This window comes from Streptomyces sp. SID3343, from assembly GCF_009865215.1.
Classification (GTDB): domain Bacteria; phylum Actinomycetota; class Actinomycetes; order Streptomycetales; family Streptomycetaceae; genus Embleya.
Genome location: NZ_WWJX01000181.1, coordinates 1 through 15,726 on the forward strand (window position 1 = coordinate 1; position 15,726 = coordinate 15,726).

Here is a 15,726-nt window from a genome sequence, read left to right on the forward strand (position 1 = left end):
CGAGCAACGCCGCCGAGGTCGCGCCGAGCGCGACGCGCGGGAAGAAGCCCGCGGGGGTGAGCCGAGACGGCGTCGTGGGCCGCTTGTCGGCGATCAGCTCGCCGATGGCGGCCGAGGCGACGGTGAGCCGGGTGATCGGTCCGGCGGAACTCGAAGCGCCGAGGTAGACGGCGGCGATACCCGCTTGGCTGCGTCCGCCGGTCGCAGCTCCCACGAGGACCGCGCGCACCAGGCCGCTCACGCGGCACCGACTCGGGTCGAGGTCCAAAGGCGTGGGTGGGTGCTGCCGGTGGCGGTGCGGGCGGGCGTACGGCCGGGGGTGATCCGACGGGTTCTTGGTGACATGGCGCGACGCTGCCCGCGCGTCGGCCGGACAAACCACGTGGCCGGCGATCATGGCCTCACGGCTCCGCCGGCTCGGCTAGGCTCCCGGGATGTCGCAGCTACCCACGGTCGACGAGATCACCGCCCTGCACCGGGCGTATGCCCCCACGCGCGAGGCGTTCGAGAAGGTACACACCCACTGCGGCATCGTCTGGCGCATCGCCGAACAACTCCTGGCCGGCCCCGGCGGCGCGGGCGTGGACGGCGATCTCGTACGGGTGGGCTGCCTGCTCCACGACATCGGCGTGTACCGCCTGTACGACGACGAGGGCCGGCTCGACCGCGCGAACTACGTACGCCACGGCCTGCTCGGCGCCGAGATCGTGTCCAAGGAGGGCCTGCCGGAGAGCCTCGGCCGGTTCTGCTCGTGCCACACCGGAGTCGGGCTCACCCGGCACGACGTCCTGTCGCAGGACCTCCCGATCCCCGTGGGCGACTATGTCGCGGAGACCGCCGAGGAAAGATTGGTCATGTACGCCGACAAGTTCCACAGCAAGTCGACGCCGCCGCGCTTCGTCACGAGCGCGACGTTCGCCGTGAAGGTGCAGCGCTTCGGGGAGGAAAAGGTGGTCGTGTTCGGCGAGTTGGCGGAGGAGTTCGGCGAGCCGGTACTCGAACCGCTCGCCGCGGAGTACGGGCACCGGATCACCTGACCGGACCGGACGGGCCCCGGCGTCGGGCCCGGCGGGCTCGACATCCGCCGTCGGTGGGTCTCGGCGACGTCGCCGAGACCCACCGACGGCGGCCCTTTCGCTCGGCCGGCAGGCGTGTCCCACGGCGGGGTGGCCGTCACGTGCGGGTGTCGCGTTCGGTGGACGCCTTCGGTCACCCGGTCCGGCGCGTCGGGGCAAGGGTCGGCGAAGGTCCCGGCGACCCCTGTCGGGCCGGGCCGAACCAGGTGTCGAGGGCGGTCCGCAGCGCCGCGGTGTCAGGCACTTCCCGGGCGGCGGCCACCCAGGCGACGTGACCGTCGGGGCGGATGAGGAGCGCGGCGGGCGCGGGGATCTCACCGCGGATCGGCACGAGCCAGTGGTCCTCCGCACTGCGGGCCTCGACGAAGTCGACGCGGTCCGACCAGGCTTCGCCGGCCGCCGCCACGTCGGTGCCGGCGCCCAGGTCGAGCAGTACCGGCCGGGCGCTGTGCAGCAGTCGGTGCACGCTGGTGGCACCGGCAGGCGTGCGGAGATCGGCGTCGGGGACCCGGCGGCCCGCCAGCGGGTGGCCGCCTGCGCCCGGGTACCTGATGTCCAGTCCGGTGAGCATGCCGCGCAGATGCCGGTTGACGTCGTCGAACACCAGGAGCGAGCCGAACACGTCACGCAGCGCGTCCGTCTGGGCGCCCGGGCGGGTCAGGGCCGCCTGTGCCCGGGTGTTGTGCAGCACGCGCTCCCCGACCGGGTGCCGCTCGGCGTGATAGCTGTCCAGCAAGCCCGGCGACGCCTGGCCGCGCACCACCGAGGCCAGTTTCCAGCCGAGGTTCACCGCGTCCTGCACGCCCATGTTCAGCCCCTGCCCACCGGCCGGGAAGTGGATGTGCGCCGCGTCGCCGGCGAGCAGTACCCGACCTTTCCGGTACTGGGCGGCCTGCCGTGCGGCGTCGCCGAACCGGGAGACCCACCGGGGACTGTGCATACCGAAGTCGGTGCCCGCGAGCCGAACCAGCGACTGGCGGAGCTGCTCGAACGTCGCGGGTTCGTCGCGGTCCGCGACGTGATCGTAGGCGGAGGTGATCACCCGGTACCAGCCCGGCTCGAAGGCGATCGCCGAATACTCGCCGTCCGGGCAGCGCCGCGCCCAGATGTAGTCCTCGGTCAGTCCGGGAAGTTCGACGTCGCCGATCAGCGCGGTCATCGTCGCCGGGGTGCCGGGGAAGTCGATACCCGCCAGTTTGCGCACCGTACTGCGCCCGCCGTCGCAACCCACGAGGTAGCGGGCCCGAAGTGTCGCGGGGGCCGCTTGCGTTGTTCGCAGCTCGACCGTCACGCCGTCCTCGTCCTGGCGGATCCCGCCGACCTCGGACGACCAGCGCACCCGCACGCCGAGTTCGGCCGCCCACTCCTCCAACAGCCGCTCGACGGCGGACTGCAGGATCATCAGCGGGAGGGGGTGCCGCGACTCCAGCCCGTCGAAATCCAACATGAGCCCGGAGAAGTGGCCCACCGGTGTCAGGTCGCCGGCCGCCAGGAAACGTTCCAGGACTCCGCGTTGATCGAGTACTTCCAGGGTTCGGGAGTGCAGCCCACCGGCCCGGGATTCGCCCGTCCGCTCCGCGAGCCGCTCCACCACCACCACGTCCACACCCGCCAGGCGCAGCTCGCAGGCGAGCATCAAGCCCGTCGGTCCGGCGCCCGCGATCACCACGTCCGTGTCCATGTCGGTGTCTCCCACGCCGCTTCCCCCTCGTTCCGCTGCCCGCTCGAACGTCCTTACAGCGCCCCTACGTTCACCGACTCGGACCAACCGGTCAAGACAACGTGCGCCGTCACCGGGCGAGTTGCCGTCAGGCCGGACATTGTCCCGTCGGCGGGACAATCGTCGGCGGCGCGTCCGCGGCGGCGGCCCCGCGCCATTGCCCGGAAGCCGACGGGCGTGTTCTCGTGGTGCCGTTCGAGCAGGAGCCGAGAGGGGACATGACGGCCGGTTCCGGACAGCTGCGGGCTCCCCCAGGGTGGGACGGCTCGGACCCGTGAGCAGACCGCCGACCACAGCCGACCAACAAGGGATGTGATTTCCGGGTGTTCGTTCCCCATGACTATCGTGAACCGGATGGTTCGTGGATGGCCGACCTGATCCGTGCCCATCCACTGGCACTGGCGATGATCAACGGCAGCGCCGACGGCGGCCCGTTCGCCACGCACCTTCCGGTGATTCCGGATCCCCAGGTGAGCGCCGAATGGCCCGACGACCTGACGGGCGCCACGTTGCTCGGGCACATGAACCGGGCCAACCCGCACTGGGAGGCGCTGCAGACGGGGGACGTCATCCTCCTGGCCTTCACCGGGCCGCACGCGTACGTCTCGCCGGCGGTGTACGAGACGACGCCGGCCGCGCCTACGTGGAACTTCACCTCGGTCCACGTGCGCGGCGTGGTGACGAAGATCGATTCACTGGAGGAAACCCTTGCTGTGGTGCGGGCGACCGCACTGTCCTTCGAAGCCCGGTTCGGGGCCGATTGGGACCAGTCGGAATCCGTCGACTACTTCCGAAGGATCGTTCCCGGTGTCGGCGCGTTCCGCATCGCGGTGACCGGCGCCGAGGGCATGTTCAAACTCAGCCAGGAGCAGCCCGCCGAGGTCCGCGAACGGGTGCGGAAGTCGTTCGGCGAACGGGGGTGCACCCGGCACCGCGAAACCGCCGAACTGATGGGCCGACTGCCGCAGACCGGTCCCTGAGCCCCGGCGGGCGGCAAGGCCGGCGGGTGGTGCGGTCGTTGACGTGGCGTCGGTCGTCGAGACCTGGTTCGGGTCTCGACGACCGACGCCTTGCCACGTCGCCCCGGGGCCTCAGCTCTCCTCGGCCCTCAGTTCGAGCGTGCAGCATTTGACACTGCCACCGGCCTTGAGCATCTCGGTCAGGCCGACTCCGACGGGTATGTAGCCACGCTCGCGCAGCTGCGCCGCGAGGCCCGCGGCCTGCTGCGGCAGTACGACGTTGCGGCCGTCCGACAGCGCGTTGAGGCCGAACACGCGCGCGTCCGCCTCGCCGGCCAGGATCGCGTCCGGGAAGCGCTCGGCCAGGGTCGCCTGGCTTTGCCGGGAGAACGCCGCGGGATAGTACATGACTTCCCCCTCCCCGAGCACTGCGAGCGCGGTGTCGAGGTGGTACCAGCGCGGGTCGACCAGCGTCAGGCTCACCACCGGGCGGTCGAAGAACTCACGTACCTCGTCGTGTGCCCGCAGGTCGGAGCGAAAGCCGGTGCCGGCCAGGATCTCACCGCCCACATACAGGAAGTCGCCCTCACCCTCGTTGATGTGCTCGGCCTGCCGGACTTCGGACCAGCCGCCGCGGCCGAACCAGTCGAGGTACGCCCGGGCCTCGTCGACCCGCTGCGCGTGCCGGAAGCGGGCGACGAGGACCTTGTTGTCGACGACGACGGCGCCGTTCGCAGCGAACACCATGTCGGGCAGTCCGGGCACGGGTTCGACGAGTTGCACGTCGTGCCCCAGACCGACGAACAGGTCGTGCAGCTTTTTCCACTGCCCCAGACCGGCCTCGGTCGATGTGGGTCTACTCGGGTCCATCCACGGATTGATCGAGTACGTAACGTCGAAGTACGTGGGGCGGCACATCAGATAACGCCGCGGAAACGCAGCAGGGGCACTGCCCGCAGGCATTTCCGCATTCATGTGCGACATCTTGGTCCCGTCTCGTCTCGGAAAATTCCCGAACATTGAAGCAGCGCCCGTACGGAGCTGCGGGCACGAGTGGAAGGCAAACAGGTGAAGCCGAAGTGAATTACCCGGGCCACGGCAGCGGCAGGCACCTCCGCCCTGTCCGCAAAGGACAGGGCGGCCGTGGTTCACGCGGCGATGACGAGCGAAGCCGGCGGGCTTGGCAACTCACCGGATCGCGTCCGTGCCGAGGATTCCTCTTGTCCTGCCGACAGGACACATCAGCGGCATTCGGGTGCCGGTCGATGCCCGAACTCGGGTCATTCGACGGGCCGTTGCCGGTCGGTCTCCTTCAGCACTCGGTTGGCCGCGGCGTCGAGGGTGGCCGTCACCCACTCCTCCAACTCGGTGCCGGACCGAGCCGCCGCCTGGTGCCACCACTGAAGCCGGTTGTCGGGCACGGCGAGCCGATGCGTCGTCGCCACGTCGTCGGGTCGTTGCGACGTGCACGCCCGGTCGCTCCGGATGGCGTTGCGCAGTTGCTTGGTGCTCCATTTCAGCCGCTCGGCGCGATCGAGCCAGGCATCCTGCTCGTCGACCGGCAGCGACGCCAGTTCGGCGTGATGCTGGAAGCTGAGCACGGGCCGCCGCCGGTGTTGTGCGAACCGCCGGGAGACCCAGGCGTAGTTGCGCAGCGTCTGGTACTGGAGCCCGGCCGCGCGGATGCCGCGCTCATAGCGGTCGGCGTAATGGTGCTTGCCGTAGACGAGCCAGTCCCCAAGCCACCACGACGACGAGTTGAGCAGCCCGGAGAGCTGGCGCCCGGCATGTTCCCACTCCTCGAACGCGAGTCCCGCGGGTATGTGCAGCCCCACCTTCGTGGTGAGTACCTGATCGCTCCGCGACTCCGCTCCTCCGGTTCTCCGGGACTTCGCCCCGGCCGGAGAGGTCCTACCGAATATGAGCGCAGTCGGTTCCTTGCGTTCCTCGACCTGATTGGTCATCATGCCCCCGTATCGACGCGTGTATATAACCGAGTGGGTTCGAGGTGGCTTCCCGTCGACGACGGAAGAAATTACCCCGTTTTGCACGCTTGCCGGAAACAGCGGCCACCGCCCACATACGAGTACTGACGGCCTGAATAAACCTGGGATTCACGGTTCCTCAGCGAGGGCGGGTATGGCCGATTGCCGTACCTCCGAGTAGAACCCGACGTCGACGTCAGATCAAGGAATCTGGCACCACCGGTTACTACTTTGAAGAGTTCGAACGCTTCTCCGACGCAGCGGCGGGGCCCGCGGTCGGCATGATCCGGGGGGCCGGGCCGCGCCCTTCGCGGCCGGGCGTCCCGCACGTCGCGCCCGCCGTTCTGCCGCCGCCGGGCGCCGGCAAAGCACCTGGTGACGCTGCCGGAGTGCGGCCTACACTCGTCCACCACAACGTTCGGTGATCTGGGGAGTACGGTATGGATACGGCCCACGAGGAGACGGCGTCGGCTTTACGGTATGCGTCGAACGCCGTCGGCTCGCGACCACCCCTGGATCACTTCAGCAGCACGATCTTCAAGAATCTGCGCCGGATCGATCAGCGCAAGTGGGCACACGCCTATCTGTACGGGCTCCTCGTCACGTCCGGAAAGAAGTCGGTGCGGCGGATCGCCTCGGCGATCTCGCGCGACCCGTCCGTGGCGCAGTCGCTGCGTCAGTTCGTCAGTCTCAGCCCGTGGGACTTCGACGAGGTCATGGAGGAACTCACCCACTGGGTGTCGGACCATCGACCCGATCCCGTGTGGTCCATCGGCCGGACCGTCCTGCCCAAGCGCGGTGACCAATCGGTGGGTGTCCACCGGTACTTCGACCCGGACTCGGGCCGTACGCTCAACTGCCAGCTCGGGTTGGGCTCCTTCCTGTGCGTGGGCCCCACTCAGGTTCCCGTCGACTGGTGCCTCCACTTGCCGAGGGCCTGGACGCAGGACCGCGAACGGCGCGGGAACGCACGCATACCGGATTCCGAGCCGTACCGACCGGGGTGGGCGCACGCTCTTCTGCTCGTGGACCGGCTGTCGACCCGCACGGACTGCACGTCTTCCGTCGTCCTCGTCGACATGAGCAACGAACCCGACGTGTGGTACCTGCTGCACGGACTCGCCAAGCGGCGCCGCGACTTCGTCGTCGCGGTGCCCTCCCACCTCGCGGTACTGCCCGTCGGCGAGGGCGTCCCGGCACCGGTGAGCGCGAGGACCCTGGTCTCCGCACAGTCCACGGAGACGGACGTGGTCCCCTTACCCGACGGGCGGCAGCGCATCGCACACCTGCGGACGTCGCTGGTCCACCTGCCGGGCAGCTCTCAAGGACGCTCCTCCGGTCCTCCGTATCGGCTCTTCACGGAAGTGGGCCCCACCCGCGCGTCGGGCTCACTGTGGCTGACCAGCCTCGCCCACCGCCCGCTCGCGGAGGTCGGCTCCATCGCCGCGCTGCACACCGGGACGACGGCCGCGATCGATTGCCTGAAGCGGGACTTCGGGCTGTTGGACTACGAGGGGCGCTCGTTTCCCGGCTGGTACCACCACATGGCCCTCATCTCCGCCGCGTACACCTTCCGCAGTCTGCACGGTGCCATCACGGTGCCGCCTCGCGACACGGCACAGCGGGTACCGTAGCGACGCGGGCCCACCGACGGTTTCACCGCCCCGACCCGGTCCGACCTCGAACCCTCGCGGCCCGGCCCTCGAAGTTCTCCGGAGGTCCCGGGCGGGCGACTATGGTGGTCCCCCAACGCGCCGGTATCGAGTTGCGCCCCGGCCCACGAGGCCCACCGACTCCTTGCCTGCCCGCGCCGGACGAAACCCGGACGGTGCGGCGACGAGCGAGCGGTCGGATGTGGTGAGTTCACCTCCCGGGGCCGAAGGCCGGCCATCCGACGAAGCGTGGACCTCGTCGTTCGGCCGCCGTCTGCACCGGGCCGGCGACCCCAGACTTCTCGAAGGCGGCCCACCGTGCCTACGTTCGACACGCCCTCACCTGTCCGAATGACAGTCACTCTCGTGTCCGGACAGGTCCGGATCGTCGCGAGTGATCGTGCCGAGACGATGGTCGAGGCGTATCCGTCCGACAGCGACGACCACCAGGACGTGCAGACCGCCGCGCAGCTGCGCATCGGCTTCGCCGACGGTCGGCTCTTTGTGAACGATCCGAAGCCGGGCGGGAGTTGCGGCGCGGTCATCGTGGTGATGGTGGTGCCGACCGGATCGAGCCTGCACGGGCGGGGCGTGGCGATGGATTTCTTCGGTGTCGGCGAGTTGGGCGAATGCCGACTCCGTACAGATCTGGGGCGCATCAGGCTCGACCGTACCGGCAGTCTGCGACTGGCCACCTCCTTCGGTGACATCACCGTCGACCGCGCGGTCGGAACCGTCGAGGCCACGGCGAATCGCGGTGACGTCCATCTGGGATGTATGGAGGGCAGCGCCAGGGTCACCGCGCGAGGAGAAGGCGATGTCCGCGTGGGAGAGGTACGGGGAGTCGCCCGCCTGCGCGCGGAGAAGGGGGCCGTATGGATCAACCGGGCGTACGCCGACGTGAACGCCCGTACGACGCAAGGCGACATCGAGGTCGGGGAGATGGTGCGGGGATCCGTGGTCGCGACCACCACGTTCGGCGACATCCGGGTCGGCGTGGCCGAGACCAGCGACGCGCGCCTGTCCCTGGACTCCGCCGCGGGCACCGTCTACACGTCCCTTTCACTCCTGACGACGAACGAGCGGACCGACGAGATCGTCTGCGTCCAGGCCCGTACCGTCGTCGGCGATATCGTCGTGCAGCGTTCCGGCGGCGGGGAGTGAGTCCGCACAGTCGGCGCTGTGTTCGCGCCGGGTCACAGGCGGCGTGTCGGCTGCCTCAGGGGGTGGCCTGGGCACGGTACGCGATGGCACCCAGGATGTCCCTGATGTCCGCCAACAATGCGGTCTCCTGCGCTCTGAGGTAGAAGTGCCCGCCGGGCAGCACCCGGAGCCGGAAGGCATCGTGCGTCGAGTCCGCCCAGCCGCGCATGTCCGCCGGGGGGGCTTCGGGATCGTCCGCGCCGGTGTAGCCGTACACCGGGCAGTCGAGCGGTGGCCGGTGGCCGCCGCGATAGTCGTCCACCAGCCGGTAGTCCGCGCGCAGTGCGGGAAGCAGCAACTCCCGCAGCTCCGGTTCCGCGTAGACCGCGGCCCGGCTCGCGTCGTAGCGCACGATGCCCGCGATGATCTCCTCGTCTGTGCCCGAGAACCGGCGTTGGTCGTGCAGCAGATGCGGCGGACGTCTTCCGGACACGATCAAGGCGGCCGGCGGACAGCCCCGTTTGTGCAGGCGCAGGGCCACCTCGTGCGCCACCGAAGCCCCCATGCTGTGGCCGAACAGCACCAACCGATGCCGCATCAGGTCTTCCAGTGCGTCGGCGATGTCGTCCGCGAGGACGTCCAGTTCCGACGGGAACGGATCACCGAGCCGGTCCTCCCGGCCCGGATACCGCACCGCGAGCACGCCGGCGTGCGCGGGCAGTCCCGAAGGCCAGGCGCCGTAGGCGCTCGTCCATCCGCCCGCATGCGGAAAGCAGACGAGTTTCGTCCCGCCGTCGTCGTCACGGAAACGGCGCAGCCACCGCTCCTCCGCCGGCCTCATCGAAGTTCTCCTTCCGCACGCCGAAGGCGTGTAGTGATCGGCACGATCGATACGACAAGGCAGGCGGGACCGGGCGCCGAAGGTACCGCGCCGGTCCCGCCTTTCACGTCGCGAGCCTTCAGTGGTTGCCGCCTCCGGTTTTGGCGAGGATCGCGCGCCCGGCGTTGTGTTCCGCCCGGCGGGCGATGATCGATTGGGCGATTTCCCCGCCTCGTACGGCGATGTTCGACAGCAGCGACGAGCTCAGGCCGTGGGAGTGTTCGGTACCGCCCTGGAGATAGATGCCGCACCGCATTTCGGGGGCGGTGGCGATGCGGTAGTCCCGCTCCATCCGATATCGGCCCGCCTGGTCGCGCAGACAGTGACGGTCGAGATCTCCGAGGAGTCCGGTGGGCTGCATGCCCTCGTACCCGGTCGCGCAGACGAGTGCGTCGAATTCGAGTTCGTGCACCTCGGCGTCGGGGCCGACCTGCAACGACACGCGGGTCTCGGCACCGGCGCGTTTGACACCGGTGATCCTCGTCAGATTGAGGAACCTGAGGCGTTTGACGCCTCGTACCTCGTCGTCGTACGCCCTTCGGTACAAATCCCGAATCACTTCGTCGTCGACGACCGAGTAATTCGTGTTGCTGTGGTACCGCCAGAACGCCTCCCGGGTCTGTTCGGTGCCGAAGTAGTAGTCGTCGACGGCCCCGGGGTCGAAGATTTGATTGGCGAAGGGGGTGTCGTCCGCGACGGAGTAGCCGTAGGACGGAATGACGGAACACACTTCGGCGTGCGGAAGTTCGTCGAACAGGAACCTGGTGATCTCGGCGGCGCTCTGGCCCGCCCCGACCACCGCCACCCGACGCAGATCCGCCGGGTTCATCCGGCGGAACTTCTCCAGGAACTCCGAGCTGTGCCACACCCGTTCGTCGCGCTCGATGCCCTCGGGCATGCTCGGGACCAGGCCCGTCGAGACCACCACGTTGTGTGCCTCGACCGCGCGGCCGACTCGGCCGGCGGCATCCGTGACCTCCAGTCGCAGACGGTCCGACTTCCCCGGATCGGCGCCCGGAAGCAGCCGGATCGACGTCACATTCGAGCCGTACGCGACGTGATCGGCCACGCGTGCCTGCGCCCACTCGAGATACTGGTGGAACTCCTGGCGGGTCGGGAAGAAGTCCTGGTTGTTGACGAACTGCGGAAGCCGCCCCGACTCGTGCAGGAACGCGACGAAACTGAAGCCCGACGTCGGATTGCGGAAGGTGACCAGGTCCTTGAGAAAAGATATCTGCATGGTCGCCGACGGCAGCAGCATGTTGCGGTGCCAACCGAAGGAGGACTGACGCTCCAGGAAAAGGGCGCTGATCTCGTTCTGCGGGCTGTTCGCCCGCCACTCCTCCAAGGCGATGGCGAGCGACAGATTGGACGGACCGAACCCGATCCCGACCACGTCGTAGATCTCGTGTTCATGATTACTCATAGAGATTCTCCCGCTGGCATGGCTGCACGATGGGGCGTTCAAGTTCGCCGGACCCAGCCGGTGTGCGCCTGTTTTTCGGCGCATCTTCCGGAGTCTTTCGTTCGCGCGGTTCGAAGTCCTCGTCCCGCCGACGGGACACGAAGTCCGTCCCCTCTCATTATCGCGAGCCGGAGGGAAAGCGGAATGGTCGACAAGTCGCGGACCACTGCGCGGTTTTCACCGCAGGGACCCTCACAGGACCTCGCCTTCCTTCGTCCTCCTGCGCAGCGCGGGCCTGCTCGATCGGGTGAGATCTCCCCACATGTCCGATAGACCGGAGATGGTCCGTGCCGCGAACAGCGTGCGGATGGACACCTCCTGGTTCAGCTCGGTTCGGATCAGGCCGACCAGCCTGATCGCGCGCAGCGAGTTGCCACCGATATCGAAGAAGTCGTCCTCGATGCCCACCCGGTCCACCTCCAGTACTTGGGCGAACGCCTCGGCCAGCACCTGCTCGGTGTGGTCGCGCGGTGCCCGGTACGAACCGTCGTCGGACTCGGGCTCGGGCAGCGACGCGGGATCCACCCTCCCGCCCGCCGTCACCGGCAGGCGGTCCAGCACCACGAATGCCGACGGCACCATGGACTCCGGCACCCGCCGTGCGGCGAACCCACGCAGCTCTCCGGCCGAAAGGCCGGCTCGGACGTTTCCGGGAACGACGTAGGCCAGCAGCCGCTGTTGCCCGGAGGAGTCTTTCCTGACGACAGCGATCGACTGCGCGAGCCCGGGGTACTCCGACAGCACCTCTTCGACCTCGGCCGGTTCGGTCCGAAAGCCGCGGACGTCCGCTTGGGCGCCGGCTCGGCCGACGTACTCGAGGCGGCCTTCGGCGCCCCACCGGACCCGGTCTCCGGTGCGGTACATGCGCCCGCCGGCCGGGCCGAACGGGCAGGGCACGAACCGCTCCGCCGTCCGCACGGGCCGTCCGGCACTACCGCGGGCCACACCGGGGCCGACCACGTACAGCTCTCCGGCCACGCCGACGGGCACCGGCGCCAACCCCGGCCCCAGAACGTGAAGGGACGTGTTGTCCATCGCGCGGCCGAGGGTAGCCGCGGGGGGCGCCGGCTCGTCCGCCGTCAGGCGCTGGATCGCGGCGAAGACGGTCGATTCCGCCGGGCCATAGGCGCTGACCACCGTCAGCCCGGGGCAGGCCTCGCGCACGCGTCGCACCGCGGCCGCGGACACGCGGTCTCCCCCGGTCCACACTTCGCGTAAGCCGGCGAGGCGCTCGGGGCGGTCCGCCGAAATCGCCGAGAACTCGGCGGCGGACAGCCACAGCGTGGAGATCGCCTGCGTTGTCCGCGACCCGATCAGCGCATCGGTGTCCGGCTCCCCCGGGGGCGCCACGACCACCCGACCGCCGTTCAACAGGGGCACCCACACCTCGAGGGCGAGCGCGTCAAAGGTGTGCGGCGCGTGCCACAGCACCGTGCCACGCCCGCCTTCGCGCCAGTGGCGGTCCATGACGAAACGCTCCATGTTGCGGTGCGTCACGGCGACTCCGGTGACAGCACCGCTCGGCCCCGAGCCGTACGTCACGGCCAGCAGGTTGTCCGGATGCGGTGGGGCCGGGTTCGCCCAGGCCCCGTCGGCAGCGCTCTCCGAGCAGAGGTCGTCGAACACGACGGTCACAACGCCCGGTTCGGCGGTGAGCGTTTCGGGGGTGAGCGTTTCGGCGGTCACGGCATCGGTGAGCAGCACCCGCACCGCGGCGTCGCCCGCCACCGACGCGGCCTCCGCCGGGGTTTTCGGTTCGATCGGCAGGTAGGCTCCACCCGCCTTGACCACACCCAGCAGGGCGACGACCAGGTCCACCGATCGAGGCATCGCCACCGCCACGACCACCTCGGGTCCCACCTGTCGGCGGCGCAATGCCTCGGCCACGTGGCTCGACCGCTCGTCGAGTTCCCGGTACGAAACGGTGGAGGTTGCGCTCACCATCGCGACGGCGTCGGGGGTTTGCTCCGCCTGGCGGACGAACAGCTCGGGAAGCGTCAGACCCGGCAGCGGCGTATCGGTGTCGTTCGACTCGGTCGGCACGCGGTCCCGCTCGGCACCGCCGGGCACCTTCAGCGCACCGATCGGCAGTTGCGGATCGGCGGCCGTCAGGGCCGTGATGTAGTCGCGCAGCTCTTCGCCGATGAAGCGCAGCTCCGCCCGGGAGTACAGGCCCGCGGGAGCGTCGAGCCGGATGAACAGGTCACTGTCGGGGCTGCCGTCGGTGCAGACGCCGATCGACAGTTCGTCGAAGGTGCCGGTCGTCGCGGCGAAGTAGCGCGCCGGTGCACCGGCGAAGTGGAGTTGCTCGACGAACTCGACGACGTTCATGACCGCACCGAAGCTGCTGCGGCCGCTCAGGACGGTTCCGCACGCGCGCTGGATGTCCGAGTAGTGGCAGGCGGTCCGGCCGAAGATCTCGTATGTCTGGTCCACCACCGCGTCGGCGATCTCGGTGAACGTCGCACCGAGCCGAACCTCCATCCGCATCGGCACCACGTTCACCGCCAGCCCGGGTGTCGCGCCGGCTGCCCCGACCCGATTGCCCACGGCCAGCGAGAGGAGGAACTCCGGCCGGTCGGAGCGGTGTCGGAAGTACACCGCCGCGGCCGCGGTCAGCAGCGAGGACATCCACACGCCCATGGACTTCGCGGCCTCGGTCCACCTGTCCGCCTCGGCGCGGGGAACGGTCACCGTCCGGCTCACCATGCCGATGGCGCCGGCCACTTCCGACCAACGGTCGGCGCTGCTCACCGGCTCGCACAGCGCGGTCAGCGCCGCGTCGGGCAGGGTGACGCCCGGAACCTGCGCGGGCGCGGGCGCGTCCGCCAGGTAGTCGCGCCAAAACTCGGTGTCCTCGGCGGATTCGGGCGAGGCGCTGTACTCGGCCGCCCCCGCTGCGAACGACTCGACATCCCACGGGTGCGGCAACTCCGGGATCCGCGACCCGCGTACCAGCGCCGTGTACACCTCGGCCAGGCGGCGCGACAGCAGGCCACCGGCGCCGTATCCGTCCGATATCAGGTGGTGGTAGGCGATCACCACGAGAGAGCGGGCCGCCGCGAGTCGGACCACGCCGAGCCGGAACAGCAGATCCCGCTCCAGGTCGAACGGCTGCCGGATCATGTCGGCCAGCGCTTCGCGGGCCGCCTGCTCGGGGTCGGCCTCGGCGCTCAGGTCCAGGCGGAACGGCCGCCAGTCCCCCAGCTCTTTGGGGACCAGGCGCAGCCCACCGCCGTCGTCGACGAAATTGACGCGCAGCACTTCCGCCTCGCCCATGACGTGCACGATCGCCGATTCCATGACCGCCGCGTCCAGCTCACCGGCCACATCCCACATGGTCAGCGCATGGTTCAGCATGTCGGGCGACATTTTCTGCGCCAGCCACAGGCCTTTGTGCGCAGACGACGCACCGAATGAAAGCACTCGGATCAACCCCTCTTCGAACAGGCCCAGGAACAGGCGGAATTCACATCCGGCCTCCACCCTCACGAAGGTGGACCGGCCGATCAAGACAACGAGGCGCCGGGGCGGACCGAGCCGCTGCCGGGCTTGCGGTGTCCTGGCGACGGGACGGTCTCACGGGTGGGAAGGCCTCCCGGGGAACGGCGGGCTCACGTCGCATCACACGTGGCCATCGAGGCCCTGACGTGCCGGGCGACCAGTCTGGGCGACGGGTATCTCAGCACCAGATTCGCCCGCAGCTTGAGTCCCGTCGTCGCGGCGAGGCGTTTGCTCAGCTCCACCGACAGGAGCGAGTCGAATCCGATGTCCTTGAACTCCTGGTCGGGGTCGAGGGACTCACCGGAGGAATGTCCGAGCACGACGGCGGCCTTTTCGAGCACGTGCTCCAGGACGAGCGCCTCCGCATCGGCCTCGGGCAGGTCGACGAGCCGGTCGGCGAGGGAGACGAGGTGATCGTCGTGTGCCGGGTCCTCCGTGGCGGGCAGGTCCACCGCCACCGCAGTGTGGGTGGAGGCCAACCAGTAGCGCTGCCGCTGGAACGCGTACGTCGGAAGGTCCACCCGCTGCCGCTCTCCGTACAGGGCGGACCAGTTCACGGCGCCGCCCCGGGCGTACAGGTGGGCCAGCGAACCGACCACGGCCTCCACTTCGCCCCGATCGCGTCGTGACGACGCCGTCACCACCGTGTCGGCCACATCCTCGACCATCTCCTCCACCGGGGATGTCAAAACGGGGTGCGGACCCATCTCGACGAAGACCCGGAAGCCATCGTCGACCATCCGCCGGACAGCGGGTTCGAAGAGCACCCTTCCGCGCAGGTTGTCGTACCAGTAACCGCCGTTCAGCTGCGCGGTGTCGATCGTCCGGCCGTGCAGGGTCGAGTAGAAGGGCACCGTCGACGTTCGTGCGCTCACGTCGGCCAGCGACTGCGTCACCTGGTCGCGGACTCGGGCCACCTGGTGGGAATGCGAGGCGTAGTCGACCGAGATCCTCTTGGCCTGAACGCCTTCGGCCTTCATCTTCTCGACGAATTCGTCGAGTGCGGCCGGTTCCCCGGAAACCACCACCGAGTGGGGACCGTTGACGACCGCGACGCCCACCCGGTCTTTCCACGGCGCGAGACGCGCCTCCACGAGACCCGCGGATTCCGTGACGGACGCCATTGCGCCGTGGCCGATCAAGCCCACCAGAGCCTTGCTGCGGAGCGCCACGACCTTGGCGGCATCGCGCAGCGACAGCGCGCCGCACACGTAGGCGGCGGCTATCTCACCCTGGCTGTGTCCCACCACCGCGGCGGGCTCCACGCCCCAGGACCGCCACAGGGCGGCCGTGGACACCATCACCGAGAACAGTGTCGGCTGAACCACATCGACTCGGGCGG

The 15,726-nt window shown here is 69.2% G+C and carries 11 protein-coding genes and 1 pseudogene; 4 read left to right on the plus strand and 8 right to left on the minus strand.

Annotated features, from left to right (window positions below):
• Positions 1-241 (minus strand): annotated as a pseudogene (locus GT354_RS06565) (hypothetical protein); the annotation flags it as partial.
• Between the two features lie 193 nt (positions 242-434).
• On the opposite strand from GT354_RS06565, the gene GT354_RS06570 reads away from it, so the two are divergent.
• Positions 435-1,037 carry an HDIG domain-containing metalloprotein gene (locus GT354_RS06570; protein ID WP_161355260.1) on the plus strand — a complete coding sequence of 201 codons (603 nt, stop codon included), beginning with the start codon at positions 435-437 and terminating at the stop codon, positions 1,035-1,037.
• A gap of 172 nt (positions 1,038-1,209) precedes the next feature.
• Here the strand turns inward: GT354_RS06570 and GT354_RS06575 are convergent, their stop codons facing one another.
• Complete coding sequence (locus GT354_RS06575) at positions 1,210-2,772, minus strand: FAD-dependent monooxygenase (RefSeq protein ID WP_346011895.1); 1,563 nt, start codon at positions 2,770-2,772, stop codon at positions 1,210-1,212.
• A 347-nt stretch (positions 2,773-3,119) separates the two neighbouring features.
• On the opposite strand from GT354_RS06575, the gene GT354_RS06580 reads away from it, so the two are divergent.
• On the plus strand, positions 3,120-3,776 hold the full coding sequence (locus GT354_RS06580; protein ID WP_161355261.1) for an FMN-binding negative transcriptional regulator: 657 nt from the start codon (positions 3,120-3,122) through the stop codon (positions 3,774-3,776).
• Between the two features lie 111 nt (positions 3,777-3,887).
• Here GT354_RS06580 and ddaH read toward each other — a convergent pair whose 3' ends face one another.
• Both ddaH and GT354_RS06590 read right to left on the minus strand, forming a co-directional pair.
• Positions 3,888-4,718, minus strand: a complete 831-nt coding sequence (ddaH, locus tag GT354_RS06585; RefSeq protein ID WP_202511578.1) for a dimethylargininase — start codon at positions 4,716-4,718, stop codon at positions 3,888-3,890.
• 317 nt (positions 4,719-5,035) lie between these two features.
• A complete protein-coding gene (locus GT354_RS06590) occupies positions 5,036-5,719 on the minus strand; it encodes an LmbU family transcriptional regulator (protein ID WP_237534439.1) in 684 nt (227 codons plus the stop codon).
• A gap of 461 nt (positions 5,720-6,180) precedes the next feature.
• On the opposite strand from GT354_RS06590, the gene GT354_RS06595 reads away from it, so the two are divergent.
• The gene (locus GT354_RS06595; RefSeq protein ID WP_161355263.1) at positions 6,181-7,374 is read left to right on the plus strand and encodes a transposase; all 1,194 of its coding nucleotides are present in this window, start codon (positions 6,181-6,183) and stop codon (positions 7,372-7,374) included.
• Positions 7,375-7,743: 369 nt separating this feature from the next.
• The gene (locus tag GT354_RS06600) at positions 7,744-8,556 is read left to right on the plus strand and encodes a DUF4097 family beta strand repeat-containing protein (protein ID WP_161355264.1); all 813 of its coding nucleotides are present in this window, start codon (positions 7,744-7,746) and stop codon (positions 8,554-8,556) included.
• 55 nt (positions 8,557-8,611) lie between these two features.
• Here GT354_RS06600 and GT354_RS06605 read toward each other — a convergent pair whose 3' ends face one another.
• From GT354_RS06605 to GT354_RS06620, 4 genes are all read right to left on the minus strand, one after another.
• Entirely contained in the window at positions 8,612-9,376 is a 765-nt protein-coding gene (locus GT354_RS06605) for an alpha/beta fold hydrolase (RefSeq protein WP_161355265.1), read from the minus strand.
• A gap of 118 nt (positions 9,377-9,494) precedes the next feature.
• Positions 9,495-10,841 (minus strand): lysine N(6)-hydroxylase/L-ornithine N(5)-oxygenase family protein, encoded by a 1,347-nt coding sequence (locus GT354_RS06610; protein WP_161355266.1) that lies wholly within the window; start codon positions 10,839-10,841, stop codon positions 9,495-9,497.
• Positions 10,842-11,072: 231 nt separating this feature from the next.
• Entirely contained in the window at positions 11,073-14,372 is a 3,300-nt protein-coding gene (locus tag GT354_RS06615; protein ID WP_346011896.1) for an amino acid adenylation domain-containing protein, read from the minus strand.
• A gap of 122 nt (positions 14,373-14,494) precedes the next feature.
• The coding region (locus GT354_RS06620) for an acyltransferase domain-containing protein (RefSeq protein WP_161355267.1) at positions 14,495-15,726 on the minus strand (1,232 nt) is incomplete at its 5' end.

What these genes read in the sequence shown, in the direction of transcription:
- GT354_RS06570 (WP_161355260.1), top strand. Translation starts at nt 435, where the DNA reads ATGTCGCAGCTACCCACGGTCGACGAGATCACCGCCCTGCACCGGGCG.
- ddaH (WP_202511578.1), bottom strand. Translation starts at nt 4,718, where the DNA reads ATGCCTGCGGGCAGTGCCCCTGCTGCGTTTCCGCGGCGTTATCTGATG.
- GT354_RS06590 (WP_237534439.1), bottom strand. Translation starts at nt 5,719, where the DNA reads ATGACCAATCAGGTCGAGGAACGCAAGGAACCGACTGCGCTCATATTC.
- GT354_RS06595 (WP_161355263.1), top strand. Translation starts at nt 6,181, where the DNA reads ATGGATACGGCCCACGAGGAGACGGCGTCGGCTTTACGGTATGCGTCG.
- GT354_RS06600 (WP_161355264.1), top strand. Translation starts at nt 7,744, where the DNA reads ATGACAGTCACTCTCGTGTCCGGACAGGTCCGGATCGTCGCGAGTGAT.
- GT354_RS06605 (WP_161355265.1), bottom strand. Translation starts at nt 9,376, where the DNA reads ATGAGGCCGGCGGAGGAGCGGTGGCTGCGCCGTTTCCGTGACGACGAC.
- GT354_RS06610 (WP_161355266.1), bottom strand. Translation starts at nt 10,841, where the DNA reads ATGAGTAATCATGAACACGAGATCTACGACGTGGTCGGGATCGGGTTC.